Source organism: Pseudomonas sp. P5_109 (assembly GCF_034009455.1).
In the GTDB taxonomy this organism is placed as follows: domain Bacteria; phylum Pseudomonadota; class Gammaproteobacteria; order Pseudomonadales; family Pseudomonadaceae; genus Aquipseudomonas.
Window position 1 is genome coordinate 4866329 of the sequence record NZ_CP125380.1, and the last position, 18550, is coordinate 4884878.

Annotated in this window: 15 protein-coding genes; 7 read left to right on the forward strand and 8 right to left on the reverse strand. The window is 61.9% G+C overall.

All coding sequences use genetic code 11. The features are described 5' to 3' along the window. Positions 1-18: 18 nt before the first annotated feature. The 5 genes from QMK54_RS21680 to QMK54_RS21700 are packed head-to-tail and all read right to left on the reverse strand — an operon-like array spanning position 19 to position 7003. Positions 19-1029, reverse strand: coding sequence for a Rieske 2Fe-2S domain-containing protein (locus QMK54_RS21680; RefSeq protein ID WP_110660359.1), 1011 nt, complete (start codon positions 1027-1029; stop codon positions 19-21). Then, complete coding sequence (locus QMK54_RS21685; protein ID WP_320401316.1) at positions 1026-2210, reverse strand: 12-oxophytodienoate reductase; 1185 nt, start codon at positions 2208-2210, stop codon at positions 1026-1028. Before QMK54_RS21685 ends, QMK54_RS21680 begins: the two co-directional genes overlap by 4 nt. Continuing rightward, positions 2207-4033 carry a carbamoyltransferase gene (locus QMK54_RS21690; protein ID WP_110660357.1) on the reverse strand — a complete coding sequence of 609 codons (1827 nt, stop codon included), beginning with the start codon at positions 4031-4033 and terminating at the stop codon, positions 2207-2209. Before QMK54_RS21690 ends, QMK54_RS21685 begins: the two co-directional genes overlap by 4 nt. Before the next feature lie 15 nt (positions 4034-4048). Further along, a complete protein-coding gene (locus tag QMK54_RS21695; protein WP_110660356.1) occupies positions 4049-5755 on the reverse strand; it encodes an FAD-binding protein in 1707 nt (568 codons plus the stop codon). A 36-nt stretch (positions 5756-5791) separates the two neighbouring features. Then, on the reverse strand, positions 5792-7003 hold the full coding sequence (locus QMK54_RS21700) for a Rieske 2Fe-2S domain-containing protein (protein WP_110660355.1): 1212 nt from the start codon (positions 7001-7003) through the stop codon (positions 5792-5794). A gap of 131 nt (positions 7004-7134) precedes the next feature. Here QMK54_RS21700 and QMK54_RS21705 point away from each other — a divergent pair, with 131 nt between their 5' ends. Both QMK54_RS21705 and tynA read left to right on the forward strand, forming a co-directional pair. Beyond that, positions 7135-8022, forward strand: coding sequence for a LysR family transcriptional regulator (locus QMK54_RS21705; protein ID WP_320401317.1), 888 nt, complete (start codon positions 7135-7137; stop codon positions 8020-8022). 193 nt (positions 8023-8215) lie between these two features. Next, positions 8216-10504, forward strand: coding sequence for a primary-amine oxidase (tynA, locus tag QMK54_RS21710; RefSeq protein WP_320401318.1), 2289 nt, complete (start codon positions 8216-8218; stop codon positions 10502-10504). A 145-nt stretch (positions 10505-10649) separates the two neighbouring features. On the opposite strand, the gene feaR is transcribed toward tynA, so the two are convergent. From feaR to paaY, 3 genes are all read right to left on the reverse strand, one after another. Then, positions 10650-11564 (reverse strand): transcriptional regulator FeaR, encoded by a 915-nt coding sequence (feaR, locus tag QMK54_RS21715; RefSeq protein ID WP_320401319.1) that lies wholly within the window; start codon positions 11562-11564, stop codon positions 10650-10652. 101 nt (positions 11565-11665) lie between these two features. After that, entirely contained in the window at positions 11666-12589 is a 924-nt protein-coding gene (gene paaX, locus QMK54_RS21720; RefSeq protein ID WP_110661786.1) for a phenylacetic acid degradation operon negative regulatory protein PaaX, read from the reverse strand. A 158-nt stretch (positions 12590-12747) separates the two neighbouring features. Continuing rightward, positions 12748-13344, reverse strand: coding sequence for a phenylacetic acid degradation protein PaaY (paaY, locus tag QMK54_RS21725; protein WP_320401320.1), 597 nt, complete (start codon positions 13342-13344; stop codon positions 12748-12750). Positions 13345-13692: 348 nt separating this feature from the next. Here paaY and paaF point away from each other — a divergent pair, with 348 nt between their 5' ends. The 5 genes from paaF to pcaF are packed head-to-tail and all read left to right on the forward strand — an operon-like array spanning position 13693 to position 18476. Further along, the gene (paaF, locus tag QMK54_RS21730) at positions 13693-14466 is read left to right on the forward strand and encodes a 2,3-dehydroadipyl-CoA hydratase PaaF (RefSeq protein ID WP_110661788.1); all 774 of its coding nucleotides are present in this window, start codon (positions 13693-13695) and stop codon (positions 14464-14466) included. Between the two features lie 51 nt (positions 14467-14517). Further along, a complete protein-coding gene (gene paaG, locus QMK54_RS21735; protein WP_110661789.1) occupies positions 14518-15309 on the forward strand; it encodes a 2-(1,2-epoxy-1,2-dihydrophenyl)acetyl-CoA isomerase PaaG in 792 nt (263 codons plus the stop codon). A 3-nt stretch (positions 15310-15312) separates the two neighbouring features. After that, a complete protein-coding gene (gene paaH, locus QMK54_RS21740) occupies positions 15313-16830 on the forward strand; it encodes a 3-hydroxyacyl-CoA dehydrogenase PaaH (RefSeq protein WP_320401321.1) in 1518 nt (505 codons plus the stop codon). Then, entirely contained in the window at positions 16823-17272 is a 450-nt protein-coding gene (gene paaI, locus QMK54_RS21745; protein ID WP_110662904.1) for a hydroxyphenylacetyl-CoA thioesterase PaaI, read from the forward strand. The genes paaH and paaI overlap by 8 nt, the downstream gene beginning before the upstream one ends. Then, positions 17265-18476, forward strand: coding sequence for a 3-oxoadipyl-CoA thiolase (pcaF, locus tag QMK54_RS21750; RefSeq protein WP_223592231.1), 1212 nt, complete (start codon positions 17265-17267; stop codon positions 18474-18476). Before paaI ends, pcaF begins: the two co-directional genes overlap by 8 nt. Positions 18477-18550 lie beyond the last annotated feature (74 nt).

An 18550-nucleotide genomic window follows, 5' to 3' on the forward strand; every position in this document is an offset into this window, starting at 1 on the left:
AGGCGCGCGATTTCAGCCTTATTGGTAAAACTGACTGAACCAGCGACGGAACTCCACAATCTTTCCGTCGCCATCGCACAGCAGGGGTTTGCGATGGTAAATCTTGTTGTTCCAGATTGGCAGGTCGGCTACCACCCCCACGTATTGGCCGCGCTCCCCGACCTGTTCCTGAATGAAATCCTCGACAAGCGCCTGCCTGACCGGGTCTTCGGAATAATCCGGGTGCAGGAAGGAAAACCGCAGGTGAGTGAGTTCAGACTCTACGGGGGTAATGGTGATCAGCATGACCAGGCTGACATGACGCGACATTCTGACGACCTGAATGCCCGGTCCGGATTGCTCGAAATCGACTGAAAATTCACAATCGATACGCTTGCCCCGTGAATCCTCGATCGACATCGGCCCCTTGAGTGCAGTGGTGCGCAGATGCCCTGTGTAGGTGGAGCCGACATCCAGCGCCGCCGCCTGCCCGTGAACGTACTTCAAGTGCGCGGCATCGACACTGTTCTCGGCAATTTCCTGCGCGATCGTCCTGATCTCGAACACCGGATGATGACGTGTATGCCAGCCCGGGTTTGCGGTCTCTGGAACATCGGGAACCTGCCACATTGGCGCGGCACCGGTTGGATGAAACCACGCCCAGATCATCCGGTTGGCCTCCACCACCGGCAGGCCTTTCAACACGGGCTCGCGACTCAGGCTCGGCGGCATGGATCGGGCGTACGGAATGTGCCGGCAGAATCCCTGATGGTCGAAACCCCAGTTATGGAAGGGACAGCGCAACAGTTCTCCATCAACCTTGCCACCCACGCCGAGATGAGCGCCGAGATGGGGACAGTGCGGCTCGAACAGGCCGACCTGCCCCTTGGCATCCCGAAACAGCACCCACTCCCGGTCAAACAAGCGGACAGTCTGGACGACGCCCACGCCAAGCTCGTCCGACAGCATGATGCGATACCAGCCGTAAGGGATGGGCAGCCCATAACGCGATACAGGGGCATTTTCCCTGGCAATCAACAGTGTCTTCATGGCTGCACAGGCTCCCCGGCAAACAGGCTGCTTCGAAAATCCGGCAACAACGCACCGCTGCGCAGCTTGCCCACCCAATCGGGATCGGCCAGCAACGCTCGACCAACGCCAATGAGATCAAACTCACCCTGCTCTATCGCCCGGGCAGCAATCTGCGCGTTGTCGGCCGCCAGAACATCTTCCAGCAACGAGTCCTTGAGCTCGCGATCCAGACCGACCCCGCCGACAGCCATGACCGGCAGTCCGCTCAAGTGCCGGGTCCAGCCCGCCAACGTTCGCTGCGATCCGGCAAACGCCGGCAGATGAAACTGACGCGTGCTGGCGTCGAACACATCGACTCCGGCTTCAGCCAGCGGCTCGAGCAGGTGTTCAAGCCCGGCCGGCGTGTCGACCAATCGGGCATCGTAGTCCTGCAACTTCCATTGTGAGAATCGAAAGACAACGGGCAGCCCGCCACCGGCCCGTCGCACTTCCTTGATCACCTCACAGGCAAACCGGGTACGCGCACGCAATGATCCGCCCCAGGCATCGTTGCGGACATTGGTAACCCCCCAGAGAAAACTGTCGATGAGATAGCCGTGTGCACCGTGGATCGCCAGGCCGTCGAATCCTGCTGCCCGAGCGTTGGCGGCAGTGCGGCCGTAGGCAGCGATGACATCGGCAATGGCTGACTCGCTCATGGCTGGTGTTTGCCGCCGGACCTCGGCCAGGTATTGCGCAGTCGCACTGGTATTGCCGGCCAAGGGCCCCCAGCGACCGGAGGGACGGCATGAAGGCGCATCGGGATGCGGCCCGGTGCCGGGCATCCGCACGGGGCCCTGATGCCACAGTTGGGCAAAAATGCGCCCCCCGGCGCCATGCACCTGATCGACGATCGCTTTCCACCGGGCAACAGGCTTGGCCCCATGCAGTACCGGGAGATTGCTCTCGCCCAGCGTTCCTGTACCCAGTGCGGCGGCATGGTCTACACCAATGCCTTCACTGATGATCAGGCCGACGCCGTTTTCCGCGCGCTGACGATAGTAGCTGGCGACGCCCTCGCCCGGCACACCATCGACCGCGCTGCAGCGCGTCATGGGCGCCATCACGATACGATTGGGCAGCACCAGCGAGCCGAGCCTGAACGCAGTGAACAGCGGTTGCAGCCGCGATAAAGACGGCGATCCGAGGGCGACGGTCATGCCATCACCTGCGGCTCGCGCGCCCACTCGCGTTGCCCGGTTGCGCCCGCAGCGTTGCTTTTGCGCGGTGCCAGATCCTTGGCGAGCAGGTACGGTCCGATCACCATGCAATCGAGCTGCGATCCCAGGAACACCTGGAGCGCATCCTCAACACTATGGACAATCGGCTTGCCCATGACATTCAGGCTGGTGTTCATCAGCATCGGCACCCCGGTCAGGGCTTCAAATGCCTTGATCAGCCTGTAGTAGGGCCGATTGCGCTCTGCGGTCACGCTTTGCACGCGTCCGGTCTGGTCGGCATGACAGACTGCCGGCACTTTCGCCGCCACCGCATCGTGGAACCGGAGCGTGCGCTCCATGTAAGGGCTGTCCTGGTATTGCTCGAACCATGTCTCCCCGGCTTCGTGCAGCACCGACGGTGCAAAGGGGCGGAATGCCTCGCGGAACTTGACGACGCGGTTCACCTTGTCCTTCATCGTCACATCACGCGGGTCGGCGAGGATGCTGCGATTGCCCAACGCTCTGGGTCCAAACTCGGCACGGCCCTGAACCCAACCGACGACCTGCCCGTCGGCAAGCCTGCTCGCGACCTCGTCTGCCATTGCCTGCTCATCGTCAATGCGCAGGAAGGGTACGAATGGAGAACTCTGCAAAACTGTTTCCAGCGCCTCGACCTTGATCGATGAACCCAGGTACGGCGACTGCCACGCCGGCCCCGCGCTCGCCTGGTGATAGTCGCGCGCAGCCAGAATGGCGGCACCTGCGGCATTTCCATCATCGGCTGGAGCCGAAGGAATGTGGACGTGACGAAAACCGGTGACGTCGACAATCCGTCCGTTGAACGACGAATTCAACCCGCAGCCACCTGCCACAATCAGGTTTCGCTCGCCCGTACGACGGCCCAGCTCCGTCATCAGTGCCGTGGCCGTCTCGGCAAAGAAACGCTGGAAGGTGTAGGCGTAATTCGCCGCCTTCTGGAAATCGGCCTTGTGGCTGACGGGCCCGGAGACGATGTCGAGAAAGACATCGACGGTGTTCTCGGTGCAGTTCACCGACAACCCGTTGATGGAGTAGAACAGCTTGAGCTTGTTGTACAAGGCTGCGTCGAGCGTGCCGTAAGGCGCGAGCCCCATGATTTTCCATTCCTCACCCGACACCGGTTCGAAACCGCACGCCAGACAAACCATGATGCCGTAATACAATCCCAGGCTGCTGTAGCACTCGACCAGTGTGCCGTCGTAAGGCTCCACCTCCACAGGCTGCAATTGGCCGTCGCGATAGTGCCAATACGCCGTGCCGCGACCTTCGCCCTGCCCGTCCATGACGATCACGGCGGCTGAGTCAAAGGGGGCGCCCCATGCACCAAACGCGGCGTGACACAGATGATGGTCATAGTGCCGGGTTTCCATCACTTGCCTGCCCAGCGCCTGTGCCGCCCGTTGCACACCATGCCCGGCCAGGGCAATGCTCGGCCCCATGAACCCATCCCAGTTGTGCCGGTGAAATTGCGCCAGACGCTCGAGCACATCCCGATGTTGCGGCTGTTGGCTGATGCTCGCGCGCAACCGGCTGTTTTCTCCGTGCCAGATCTGCGTGGCCTGCTCGCTCCAGCTTTTGGCCACGACAAGCTGCCCGCCGTCGGAGTGACGGGCCAACACGTCACGGCAATACAAGTAATCGTCCGGGGCCTGGCCAACGGCAAATTTGTTCTGCCGGTAGCGTTCGGTCGCTTCGGCAAACACCAGTCGGCCACCCTGCACGACGGCAACAGCACCGTCATGTCCCGTGCACGAAAGCCCCACGAATGCGATCTCATTGTTCATGGAAGTTCACTCCAGTCATTCAGTGGGCGTGATGCCCGAGATGTGTTTGGCCGCCTGGTAGGCAAAGGTCATCGAGGGTCCCAGCGTCGAGCCCGGTCCCGGGTACGCCGGCAAAATCGCAGCCGCGCAGTTCCCCGTGGCATACAGCCCCTGGATCGGGTGGCCCTGGGCATTTCTGACCTGCGCGTTGACGTCGATGTCCAGGCCGCCATTGGTGCCGAACTCGCCCAGGTAAATGCGCACCGCATAAAAAGGCCCGCGACGGATCGGTGCCAGGCACGGATTGGGTTTCACCGAAGCGTCTGCGTAGTAGCGGTCGTACTCACTGTCCCCACGCCCGAACTCTTCATCCTTGCCCGTGGCGGCAAATCGATTGAAGCGTTCAACGGTCGCCTTGATGCCGCCAACGTCGATTCCGACAGCCAGGGCCAGGGCGTCGAGGCTGTCAGCCTTGGTGAGAAAACTCTCATCGAAATACGCCTTGGGGATACGACGGTCCGGCATCAGTTTCGAGGAGAGTATCGGGCTGACGATGTACTTCTCCCGAAAGTCCGCGTCGAAGATGATCCACAGATGGCTGGTGTCCGTGCCCTCTTTGTGCAGGCGATGGCATTCGCGAACGTACATCTGGTAGTTCATCGATTCGTTGGCGACACGCTTGCCGCCTTTGTTCACGACGATGCTGCCCGGATAGGACTTCTCCATGATCGACGGATACGGGTACGGTATGCCGGGGACGCGGAAAGTCGGCACCCACCAGGCACCTTGCATGCGCGCCAGTTGTGCACCATGGCGGTTGGCGATTTCGATGGGCGAACCGAGGTTGCCCTTGTGCGTGGTCGTCCAGCTCGTGTGCGTGGGGGCCGGCAAATGGGCCTCACGCATACGCTGGTTATGTTCGAAACCACCGGAAGCCAGCACGACGCCCCGCCGGCATTCGATGTGCCGTTGGCGCCCGCCTGTCCTGACAATCACCCCGGCAACCCGGCCGCGCTCCATCACGAGGTCGATCATCTCGGTTTTCAGGTCGAGTCGCAGGTCGCGCTCCTCCATCGACCACAACAGACGTGCCACACCCGCACTTCCGCAGGTGGCCCGACGTGCCCGGCGGGTGCGCAACCGTTGCGGCAGATCGAGGAAATACTGCATCAGCAGCTTCGCCGCCAACAGACGCCAGCCCGGCGCCTGTACGTTGAAAACATGCGCCTCGGTCTGCGTCATCGGTACCCGGCCGAGAATCTTCAGGATTGGATGGTGATCTCTAAGATACCGACCACGCTGCTTCAGCCTGGTGATGTTCACAGGCTCCGGTTCGATGGAGCGATGGCCCGGGCGCGAACCCGGCAGTGCGGAAAAATAGTCCGGGTAATGCGCGAGCGAGCGATAGCGCATGCGGGTACGCGCATGCATGAAGCGCAGCATCTTCGGTGCGTTATTCAGGTAGGTTTCGATCATCTCGCGCGGTACGGTGCCTTCGGGATCGGTGGCCAGTACATAGGCCAGGGCATCGTCGTAACTGTCCTGGATGCCTTCGGCCTGCGCATAGGGATTGCCGGGAATCCACACCCCTCCGCCACTCAAGGCGCTGGTGCCTCCGGCCTGGTCCGACGATTCGATGACCAGCACATCCTTGACGCCCATTTCATACAGGCACAGCGCGGCGACGAGTCCACCGTTGCCGGACCCCACTACCACCGCGTCACAGCTTTCTGTCCAGTTCATAAGTCTTTCCGGTTCGATGGAAGGTTTGCGGGCATGTCAGGGACGGGTGAAGTCGAGGTCGTAGCCATCAACCATCTCCTGGAATTGCTCAGTGAAAAACGTCGACTTCCACCAGCCGGTGTACTGGTCGATCAGCCTGTCTTTGCTGCGCAGGGACGGGTGGGCCAGGCGGATCTTGTCGGCGGTGTAGAAAGGCGGGTCTTCCTGACCGACATAGAGATGGTTCGCAAGCATGTGCGCCTGCAGGCCGAGCGCATTGAGAATGGTCTGTACCGGGCGCGAGTTGAACGTTTTGATGGTGCGGGCGCCGTGGCACATGAACAGCTCATAGGTGTACGGATCGATGGGGGTGACGTACAGCCAGGACAGCAGGTCGATGCCGAACTGCGGCTCCCACCAGCGGCTCTTGGCCAGCCCCGGGCCGATCCCCGCAGCACTCACATGCGTCAAGACTTCCGGCAGTTTTTTAGCGTTGTTCGAGGGGCGGGCGAAGGTGCGCCGCAACCGACGCCAGCGGCCGGCCCTCGGGTATTGGGGGTCGACCTTTTCAAGATTGCGCAAAGGAATTTCGAAGTTGAAGAAACATGATTGGCCGTCGTCGGCAACACGAAAGGCATGATCACTGGTCGGCTCGGGCGTGCCATGTACGGTCTGGAAGTGCATGTAGTCGGAGTTGGCCATCAGCGGCACCAGCATGTCGCCCTGGAACACGCCGACCGACTGCACGTCGTACAAAAACGCATCTTCATCAACCTCGGGAAACGACAGGTCCGGCACCGGCAGCGGTGTCGTACTGCCATTGCGCTGGCGCAGGGCAAGCACGAAACCGTGGTACTCGATGGTCGGATAGATTTTCAGGTCCAGGCGGCCCGGGGCACTGCCGGGGCACCGCGACGCCTGCCGCTGGGGATCGAACTTAATGTGATGGTACGGGCAAGTGATGATGCCGTTTTCCAGGCAGCCACCGTTGCGATAGCTGTCGAAATGCGCGCCTAGATGCGGGCAGTGAGCCTGCGTGACCATGACTTTGTGCGTTTCGGGATGACGGAATATCACCACTTCTTCGCCAAAGAACTTCTTCGATATCAGCCGGTCGGTTTTTACCTTGCTGGTGAACTCGATGACGAACCACCCTTCTGGATAGGGGTCGACATCAGGATTGTCCTGCAAGAGTTCGCTCAGCCGCTTGCGCCCTCTGCGTCTTGCGCCTTGTGAAACATCATTGAACTTAACCACCACGCTATCCATTGCCACACCTTTTGAGCTGATCGGTTGGAGTGCTGCTCGCCTGGACACGCACGAACATCGGTACTGCCGCCTGATTGGCTGGGTGTGTAATATAGAAATCAGGTATGGACGCCCGTAATGAGTGATTTCGCATGACCCAATGCAAAAACGCCCGAAGCCCGTTCAAATGGGACGATCTGCGCTTCTTTCTCGCGGTAGCCCAGGCAGGTTCTCTGCTTGGGGCAAGCAAAACATTGCGCGTTGACCGGACAACCGTTGCCCGTCGCATCGATGCGCTGGAACGCTCGATCGGCAAGCGGCTTTTCTCCTCCGAGGACGGGATAAGCCGCACCACCGAAGTGGGTAACGCGGTCTTGAAGGCCTCGGAACGCGTCAGTGACGAAATCACCGAACTCGAACACCTGTTGTATGGCAGTCATGAAGGTGTCGAAGGGACAGTCAAGATCGCTGTCGCGCAAGGACTGGGGGATGCCTTCATCCAGGACATACTGGCACTGCATGAGGTCCATCCGCGGATCAGCATCGAGATTGTCAGCGTCGCCAATCCGATGACCCTGGTCGCCGAGCGCAAGGCTGACCTGGGCATCGGCGATGCCTACGAGCGCCCGGACCGTCTGGAGAGTGCCCTGCTCGGCAACCTTGAAATTGCCATGTACGGCTCGACCGCGCGCAGCGGCCAACTGCCCACCACCTGGATCGGATGGAGCGACTATGCGCCCAAGCCCTTCGTTGACTGGGTCAACGACCATGTCGGCCAGGGTGAATCCATCAGTACGAAGGTGAACAGCTGGGAAGCACTGCAAAGCGCGGTCCTGGCCGGGGGAGCCGCCGCGCCCCTGTGGTGCATGTTGGCCGATAGCAACCCGCGCCTCGAAAGACTCTGCGATGCCGAGGCTCATTACATAGCGCTCTGGCTCGCATCACCGCAAGGGTTGAAGCGCCTGCCGTCCCACGAGGCCGCCTGGCGTTTCCTGCGTAAACGGATTGCCGAACACGTGACCGCGGCAGACAAGAGTTGACCGGGCAGGCGCAAAACGCTGTGGACTCGAAGGACTTCATGCGCTTTGCCTGCTTGCCAACCGGCCATCCGTCAGGAATGCTCAATGGCGGCACGCAACCAAAGAAATCTGGCAGGCATTCAAAAGCGTCCATTGACGAGTTGTAACAAAGTGCAGGAATGCCCGTACCCGGCTTTTCCCCAGGAATTCACCCATGTTCAGCTCCAAAGCATCGCCCAAAAGAACACCGCTTGCCCGCCTCGCCCTGGCCGTCACCCTGAGCGCCCTCGGCCTGCCTTTCTGGGCGAACACGGCCCAGGCCCACGGCGGTCATGCCGACATGGTGCCGCTGCAAGCGGGTCTTGAGGAATTTGGCGCCACGGTGAAATGGGACGACTACGCCAACCTGTTCACGATTGCCAAGGACGGGGTCTATCTCCAGGTCAAGCCCGACAGCAAAGTGGCAATGCTCAACGGCAAGCGCATCGAGCTGACGGTGCCAGTGGTGTTCAAGGACCATACGGCGTTCATGTCCACCGACTTCATCAACCAGGTGTTCCAGTCCGGGCTGGACAAGACCTTCGTCGTCGAGACCCGCCCCAGCCCGCTCAACCCGCTGAGCGCAGCCGAAATCACCACGGCCGTGGACATCGTCAAGCAATCGGAAAACTACAAACCCGGTTTCCGCTTCACCGAAGTCTCGGTCAAGGAGCCGCCCAAGGATCAAGTGTGGAACTTCGTGTTCACCGGGCAGAACGTCACCCAGGCGCGTGAGGCCTCGATCGTGGTGCTCGACGGCAAGCACGTGATCGAAGCGCTGGTCGACCTCGACAAGAAAGAACTCAAGTCCTGGAAACCGATAGAAGGCGCCCACGGCATGGTTTTGCTGGACGATTTCGCCACGGTGCAGACGGCTGTGGAAACCAGCCCGGAGTATGCCCAGGCCCTGGCCAAGCGCGGCATCAATGACGTGAAAAAGGTCGTGGCGACGCCGCTGACCGTCGGTTACTTCGACGGCAAGGACGGCCTGGCGCAAGACAAGCGCCTGCTGAAAATCGTCAGCTACCTCAACACCGATGACGGCAACTACTGGGCGCACCCGATCGAGGGCCTGGTGGCGATTGTCGACCTGGAACAGAAAAAGCTGATCAAGATCGAAGACGAAGCACTGATCCCGGTGCCGATGAAACCGACGCCTTATGACGGCCGCGGCCGCCAGGGCGTCGCCGTCAAGCCGCTGGAAATCATCGAGCCCGAGGGCAAGAACTACACCATCAGCGGCAATAGCATTCACTGGCAGAACTGGGACTTCCACGTTCGCCTCGACTCGCGGGTCGGCCCGATCCTGTCCACCGTCACTTACGACGACAAGGGCAAGAAACGCAAGATCATGTACGAAGGCTCCCTGGGCGGCATGATCGTGCCTTACGGCGACCCCGACGTCGGCTGGTACTTCAAGGCCTACCTCGACTCCGGCGACTACGGCATGGGCACCCTGACTTCACCGATTGCCCGTGGCAAAGACGCCCCGCAAAACGCCGTGCTGCTGGACGCCACCATCGCCGACTACACCGGCGCACCGACTGCGATCCCGCGCGCCATGGCGGTGTTCGAACGCTACGCCGGCCCGGAATACAAACACCAGGAAATGGGCCAGCCCAACCTCAGCACCGAGCGTCGTGAACTGGTGGTGCGGTGGATCAGCACCGTGGGCAACTACGACTACATCTTCGACTGGGTCTTCCAGCAGAACGGCACCATCGGCATCGACGCCGGCGCCACCGGCATCGAAGCGGTCAAGGGTGTGAAATCGAAAACCATGCACGAAGACACCGCCAAGGAAGACACGCGCTACGGCACCCTGCTCGATCACAACATCGTCGGCACCACGCACCAGCACATCTACAACTTCCGCCTCGACATGGACGTGGACGGCGAGCAGAACTCACTGGTGGAAGTGAACCCGGTGGTGTTGCCCAACGACCGTGGCGGCCCGCGCACCAGCACCATGCAGACCGAAACCAAGGTAGTCGGCACCGAGCAACAGGCGGCGCAGAAATTCGACCCGTCGACCGTGCGCCTGCTGACCAACTTCAGCAAGGAGAACAAGGTCGGCAACCCGGTTTCCTATCAGTTGATCCCGTACGCCGGTGGTACGCACCCGGTGGCCAAGGGCGCCAACTTCGGCAAGGACGAATGGCTCTACCACCGCCTGAGTTTCATGGACAAGCAGCTGTGGGTGACCCAATACAACCCCGAGGAAAAGTACCCGGAAGGCAAGTACCCGAACCGCTCGGACAAGGACTCGGGCCTGGGGCAGTTCACCCAGGACAACCACTCCATCGAGAACACCGACGATGTGGTCTGGCTGACCACCGGCACCACCCACATCGCCCGTGCCGAAGAGTGGCCGATCATGCCGACCGAGTGGGTGCATGTGCTGTTGAAGCCGTGGAACTTCTTCGACGAAACGCCGACGTTGAACCTCAACGCACCAAAATAATCGGGGCGAACACAATACCTGTAGGAGCGAGCCTGCTCGCGAAGATCTCAAGGACACCGCGTTTCACCAGAATTCGCGCGTTTTCGTTGACGACCATCGCGAGCAGGCTCGCTCCTACAGGGTTATGCGGTGTTCATGCAAACGATCAAGCATGCCGCTTGCGATACTCCCCCGGCGCAATGCCGAAGCGTGATTTGAACGCGGTGGAGAAGTAACTGGAATCGGAAAACCCCCAGGAATAACCCAGCACCGACAACTTCTCCTCCCTGCCTGAGCGGCGCAGGGATTCGGCGCACAGGTCCAGGCGGCGGTTCTTGATGTAGCGCGCCACCACCAGTCCTTTCTTGGCAAACATCCGGTACAGGCCACGGGTGGACATGCCGACTTCCCGCGCCAGCCATTCCGGGCACAGGTCTTCGGAGCGTATGTTTTCGTCGATGCAGGTGAGCGTCTTGCGGAAGATGCGCTCATGGGAGTCTTCGCCATCCTCGGCCTGGCTGATGGCCGGGCGCAGCAGGCTGACAATCGCCTCCAGGGTCGCTTCGCTTTCCTGGCGGGTCAGGTGCTGTTGGTGGGTGGCATCGAGGATCAGCCGGTGCGAGAGCATCGCAATGGGTGAGGTCGCGGCAATCCGGTGGCCGCACTTGACCTGATTGAAGCGCAGGGTTTGCTCGACCAGTTGATACGGCAGGATCAACGACAACTGCCGGGAGTTTTCGCTGTAGGTGAAATCGCTGGGCCGCGCGGCATCGATCAGCGTGATGTCGCCGGGGGACAGCAGGACCTTGTTGTCGCCCTGGGCCATGCCCGCTGTACCGTCGAGCTGGAACACCGCGAAATACTTGCCGCCCTCACCCGCCGCAACTTCCTGGGGCGTACGGTACAACCGCGCCTGGCACGCGTCGACGAAACTGAGCTTGAGCGCATCGCTCTGGTATTCGCGGATGCGCCCGGCAAATTCGCTGCCCAGGGGTTGTGCGTTGAAGGCGCCGCAGATCTGGTTGATCTGATGGATCCACTGGTCGAACCCATCATGGCGCTGTGCTGTGGTAGAAATCATGTCAGGCCTCACGCAGGCTTATTTTTATTGTCTACGTCAATCCACACGACATCGGATGCTTCGAGTCTCCTGAACCGCACCACTCCCTGAACAATGACGTGTTATTTCAGTCCGCCAAAACGCCGGTAGAAGCTTTCACCGACATCCGGCAACGGGCCGTCGGCCGTTTCCAGTGCAGCGTTCAGCCATTCTTCGGCCTTGGCGTAGATCAAACGATAAATGTTGCGGCATAACTGGCGGGCGGCGCGGCCTTCCCAATCGCCGGGCAGCAACTCGTCCGGCAATTGCGGGTCGCGCAGCAGCAGCTTGCGGTACTCGTGAATCAGCAGTACCCGCGCCAGGAAGCAGTCGGCCGGTTGCAGGTTTTCCTGCTCGCGCAGCGCTTGCCACAGCGGCCGGAACAGCTGGATGAATTCGCTGTAGTGAGCGGCCAGCTCCTCGATGTTCCAGCTCTCGCGCACTTGCAGGCGCAGCGCCTTGGAGGCCAGTACGTCCTGAGCGGTGGTTTCGAAGACAATGGTGTCTTCCTGGACGCCAAGGTCGAGCAGGGTCGCGTTGACGTCGGACCGGTCACTGCGCGGACAGGCCAGCACCATCGGCGAAATCGCGCCGAAGCCTTGCCACTCCAGTTCCTCGCGCACCTGCTTGCGTTTATCCTGGGTCAGCTGCGAGAGCATCACCAGGCACCAGGAACCATCCCAGGCCGGCATCGTGGTGCTGTAGACCCGCTTGAAAGCCTTGTCGAAACGCCGGCGACCGGTGCCGGTCAGGCTGTAGTAACTGCGGCGGCCGACTTTCTCGGCGGTCAGCCAGCCCTCCTTGGTCAGGCGAAAAATCGAGGTGCGGATCAGCCGTTCGTTGATGCCGATCGGTTCGAGCAATTGAATCAGGCTGCCCAGCCACACGGTGCCGCCATGGGGTTCGATGGCATCCCCGTACAACGTGATGATCAAGGAACTGGCGCGGATCGGCGTCTGCTCCTGGAAGCGGGTAATCAGATGGTTCAAGGGAGTCAGGGACGACATGGGCGTTCCGTGCAAAAAAAGAAAAGGAATATACCGAAAGCCAACTGGTTAAGCCCAACCCCTTGTAGGAGCCGGCTTGCTGGCGATGGTGTGTCAGGCGACACCAAGGTAGCTGACACACCATCGCCAGCAAGCCGGCTCCTACAGAGGTTCTGTGTTTACAAGGCGCTGCCCTTTGGCCGCAACCCGCTGTCGCTGATACGCGGGCGATCTGGCTCCGGTTCCCTCAGCGGTTCGCAAACCTGCATTTGCGTAAGGCAACGCTGGGCCAGTTGCTGATATTCCCGGGTGCCGGCCTGTTTCCACGCCACTTCCTGATCACTGAGGCTGCGCTTGACGCTGGCCGGCGCGCCCATGACCAGCGACTGCTCCGGGCATTCGAAGCCAGCCTTTACAAATGCCGCCGCCGAAACGAATGAACGAGGGCCGATCCGGGCGTTGTCCATGACCACCGCATTCATGCCCACCAATGCGTCGGCGCCGATCCGGCATCCGTGCAGCACCGCGCCGTGGCCGATGTGACCGTTGCGCTCGACCACGGTGTCGCTGTCGGGAAAGCCGTGCATCACGCAGGTGTCCTGCAGGTTGGCCCCCTCCTCCAGCACGATCCGCCCGAAGTCCCCGCGCAGGCTGGCCAGCGGACCGACATAGCAATGCGGGCCGATGATCACGTCACCGATCAATACGGCGGATGGATGCACATAGGCGCTCGGGTCAACCACCGGAGTCAGGCCATCAAGGCTGTAACAGGTCATGAAAGCGTCCCTCACAAAGCGATGCAAATAATGACTCATTTTGTATCACATCACTTTTACAAGCACAAAGACTAAAAAGCGTATCACTTGAAACAGCGCTTTCCGACGAATGCAAACGGGACACAAAAATCAGGCTAAAACCCAATAAATGCTTGGGAAAAACCACTACAAGCACTCATACATCAGGAGACATTCAAATCAAAACCCCCACCAATAAGACACATTAAATCTATTTTCGTATTGCATTTACGTATCACGTTACAGCTATACTTGGGTAAAACCGGCCCCTGCGGCCGATCCAATAACGAGCCGGCACCACGCCGCGCCTGCACCGTGAGGGCATCCGCCATGCCTCTAACCCTTGCCGTCGAATTGATCGAGCCTGGCGTCCGCCTGATTACCCTGCAGCGCCCGCAAGCCCTGAACGCCTTGACCACCGAGTTGCTGGGCGAGCTGGCCGATGAACTGAACATCGCGCAAGCCGACCCGGACACCCGCGTCGTGGTCCTCACCGGCAGCCGCAAGGCCTTCGCCGCCGGCGCCGACATCAAGGAAATGGCCGAACGCAACCTGGTCGGCATCCTCGACGACCCGCGCCAGGCCTCGTGGCAAACCATTACCCGCTTCAGCAAACCGCTGATCGCCGCCGTCAACGGCTTCGCCCTCGGCGGTGGCTGCGAACTGGCGATGCACGCCGACATCATCATTGCCGGTGAAGACGCGCGCTTCGGCCAGCCGGAAATCAACCTCGGGATCATGCCCGGCGCCGGCGGCACCCAACGCCTGCTGCGCGCCGTCGGCAAGTCCATGGCCATGCAGATGGTGCTGACCGGTGAGCCGATCGATGCCCGCCAGGCCCAGCGCGCCGGCCTGGTCAGCGAAGTGACCCAGCCGGAGTTCACCGTCGACCGCGCCCTGCACATCGCTCGCAGCATCGCCGCCAAGGCACCGCTGGCCGTGCGTCTGGCCAAGGAGTCGCTGCTCAAGGCCATGGACACCGACCTCGCCAGCGGCCTGCGCTTCGAGCGCCACGCGTTCACCGTGCTGGCCGGCACCCGCGACCGCGACGAGGGCATTGCCGCCTTCCAGGACAAGCGCAGCCCGACTTTCACCGGGCAATAAAGCGGCCACTGAAATCCGAATTCGAACGACTGCCAAGAGAACGCCAAGACCATGAACTTCGAACACATCCTGTTTTCCATCGACGCCGGCGTTGCCCTGCTCAGCCTCAATCGGCCGGAGCAACTCAACAGCTTCAACACCCAGATGCACGGCGAAGTGAAGGAAGCGCTCAAGCAAGTGCGGCAGAACCCGGACGTGCGCGTCCTGCTGCTGACCGGTGAAGGCCGCGGCTTCTGCGCAGGGCAAGACCTGAGCGACCGCAATGTCGCGCCGGGCAGCGCCGTGCCGGATCTGGGCGAATCCATCGAGAAGTTCTACAACCCGCTGATCCGCCAGCTGCGCGACCTGCCGCTGCCGGTGATCTGCGCGGTCAACGGCGTTGCCGCTGGCGCCGGCGCGAATATTCCGCTGGCCTGCGACCTGGTCCTGGCCGCCCGTTCGGCCAGCTTCATCCAGGCGTTCTGCAAGATCGGCCTGATCCCGGATTCCGGTGGCACCTGGACCCTGCCGCGCCTTGTGGGCATGGCTCGGGCCAAGGCATTGGCACTACTGGGCAACCGTCTTACCGCCGAACAAGCCGAGCAATGGGGCTTGATCTACCAGTGCGTGGACGACGCTGATTTGCGCGACGAAGCCCTGAAACTGGCGCGCCACCTGGCGACTCAACCGACCTATGGTCTGGCGCTGATCAAGCGCAGCCTGAATGCCAGCCTGAGTAACACCTTCGACGAGCAGCTTGAGCTTGAGCGCGACCTGCAACGCCTGGCCGGGCGCAGCGAGGACTATCGCGAAGGCGTCGGCGCCTTCATGGAAAAACGCACCCCAAGCTTCAAGGGGCGCTGAGTCATGACCGCACTGAACACGTCTGCACGCATCGCGGTGATCGGCGCCGGCGCCATGGGGGCCGGTATTGCCCAGGTCGCGGCACAGGCCGGTCATCCGGTGTTGCTCCTGGACAACCGCCCGGGCGCTGCCGCTCAGGCCATCGAGGGCATTGATCGGCAACTGGGCAAACGGGTCGAGAGCGGCAAACTGCCAGCCGAATCGCGCAGCGCAACAATTGCCCGCCTGCAAGCCGTGGAAGCCATCGAAGCCCTGGCCGACTGCGACCTGATCATCGAGGCCATCGTCGAGAACCTCGAGGTCAAGCGCGCACTGTTCCGCCAGCTCGAAGACATTTGCGGCGAGCACTGCATTCTGGCCAGCAACACCTCGTCGCTGTCGATCACCAGCATCGCCGCGCAGCTTGAACATCCAGAACGCCTGCTCGGCCTGCACTTCTTCAACCCGGCGCCGGTGATGGCGCTGGTGGAAATCGTTTCCGGCCTGGCCAGCGACCCGGCCCTTGCCGAATGCCTGTACGACACGGCCAAGGCCTGGGGCAAAAAACCGGTGCACACCCGCTCGACGCCGGGCTTCATCGTCAACCGCGTGGCCCGACCGTTCTATGCCGAAAGCTTGCGCCTGGTGCAGGAAGGCGCTGCCGATTGCCCGACCCTGGATGCGCTGATGCGCGAAGCCGGCGGGTTTGCCATGGGCGCATTCGAACTGACCGATTTGATCGGCCACGACGTCAACTACGCCGTGACCTGTTCAGTGTTCGATGCCTATTACCAGGACACGCGCTTCCTGCCGTCACTGATCCAGAAAGAACTGGTGGACGGTGGGCGCCTGGGACGCAAGAGCGGTCAGGGTTTCTACAGCTATGCCCAAGGTGCGGAGCGCCCGCACGCCGCTGAAATCAACAGCGCTGCGAAGGTCGAGGTTTGTGCTGTGGAAGGCGACCTCGGTATCGCTAAAGGCTTGCTCGCACGCTTGCATGAACAAGGCGTCGAGATCATCCAGCGCGATGGTCAAGGCTTGCTGCGCGTCGGTGACGCCGTGCTGGCCTTGAGCGACGGGCGCATGGCCTGTCAGCGCGCTCGCGAAGACGGGCTGCGCAACCTGATCCTGCTGGACCTGGCGTTCGACTACGACAAAGCCGAGCGCATTGCGATCAGTTACTCGGCCGGTATCGACCCTCAGGCACTCGACCAAGGCGTGGCGCTGCTGCAACGGGCCGGCCTGAAGATCAGCCTGCTCAGCGACAGCCCGGCCCTCGCCGTACTGCGCACCGTCGCCATGCTTGCCAACGAAGCCGCCGACGCCCTGCTGCAAGGCGTGGCCTCGGCCGCCGACATCGACCTGGCCATGCGCGCCGGGGTCAATTATCCACAAGGGCCGCTGGCCTGGGCGGATGCCATCGGTCTGGGGCACATCCTGAACGTGCTGGAAAACCTGCAAGCCAGTTATGGCGAAGAACGCTACCGGCCATCGCTGTTGTTGCGCCGCCGGGTTGCCGAAGGGAGAAACTTCCATGACTAACCATGAAGCGATGTCCCTGGCCAGTGAATGCGCGCAATCGTTGTTCCAGCGCGACGCCGCCAGCCAGGCCATGGGTATGCGCCTGCTCTCCGCCGGCCCCGGCTGCGCACGAGTGGGCATGACCGTGCGCGCCGACATGCTGCAGGGCCACGGCACGTGCCACGGCGGTTACCTGTTCGCCCTCGCCGATTCGGCGTTTGCCTTTGCCTGCAACAGCTACAACGAGGCCACCGTGGCCATCGGTTGCAGCATCGACTACATCGCCCCGGCCCGCCTGGGCGACACGCTGAACGCCGACTGCATCGAGCAGAGCCGTTCCGGGCGCACCGGCAACTACGACGTACGCATTGAAAACCAACAGGGCCAGTTGATCGCCCTGTTCCATGGCAAATCCTACAAAGTGCGCGGCCCGGTGCTGACGCAGGAGACCCCGAATGAATGACGCCCTGATCATCGACGCCGTCCGCACCCCGATTGGCCGCTACGCCGGCGTGCTGAGCAGCGTGCGTGCCGACGACCTCGGCGCGGTGCCGTTGCGCGAACTGCTGCGCCGTCACCCGCAAGTGGACTGGAGCACGGTCGACGACGTGATCTACGGCTGCGCCAACCAGGCCGGCGAAGACAACCGCAACGTCGCACGCATGTCGGCATTGCTGGCCGGGCTGCCGGTCAGCGTCCCCGGCACCACCCTCAATCGCCTGTGCGGCTCCGGGCTGGATGCCATTGGCACCGCCGCCCGCGCCATTCGCAGCGGCGAAACCGGGCTGATGCTGGTCGGTGGCGTCGAATCGATGTCCCGCGCACCGCTGGTGATGGGCAAGGCCGAGCAGGCGTTTTCCCGCTCGGCGGAGATCTTCGACACCACCATCGGCTGGCGCTTCGTCAATCCGCTGATGAAAAAGGCCTACGGCATCGACTCCATGCCGGAAACGGCGGAGAACGTCGCCGAACAGTTCAACATCTCCCGGGCCGACCAGGACGCCTTCGCCCTGCGCAGCCAGCAGCGTGCAGCGGCCGCCCAGGCCAATGGGCGCCTGGCGAAAGAAATCGTCGCCGTGGAAATCTCCCAGCGCAAAGGCCCGGCCAAAGTGGTCGAGCACGACGAACACCCGCGCGGCGACACCACCCTTGAACAGCTGGCGAAACTCGGCACGCCGTTCCGCGAAGGCGGCAGCATCACCGCCGGCAACGCCTCCGGGGTCAACGACGGCGCCTGCGCGCTGTTGCTGGCCAGCCCGGAAGTCGCCAAACGCCACGGCCTGACAGCCCGTGGTCGGGTCGTGGCGATGGCCACTGCGGGTGTTGAACCCCGGATCATGGGCATCGGCCCGGTGCCGGCGACCCGCAAGGTGCTGGAAGTGGCCAACCTGAGCCTGGCCGACATGGACGTGATCGAGCTCAACGAAGCCTTCGCCGCACAGGGCCTGGCCGTACTGCGCGAACTGGGCCTAAGCGACACCGACCCACGGGTCAACCCCAACGGCGGCGCCATCGCCCTGGGCCACCCGCTGGGCATGAGCGGCGCACGACTGGTCACCACCGCCCTGCATGAACTGGAAGAACGTAACGGCCGCTATGCCCTGTGCACCATGTGCATCGGCGTCGGCCAAGGGATCGCGCTGATCATCGAACGTCTATCCCACTAAAGAATCGCGATTCCCAAGGAGCCGAGAGGTATCCTTGGGGCATGCACTCAAAGCCCTTGTGCAAAAGGGCTGGA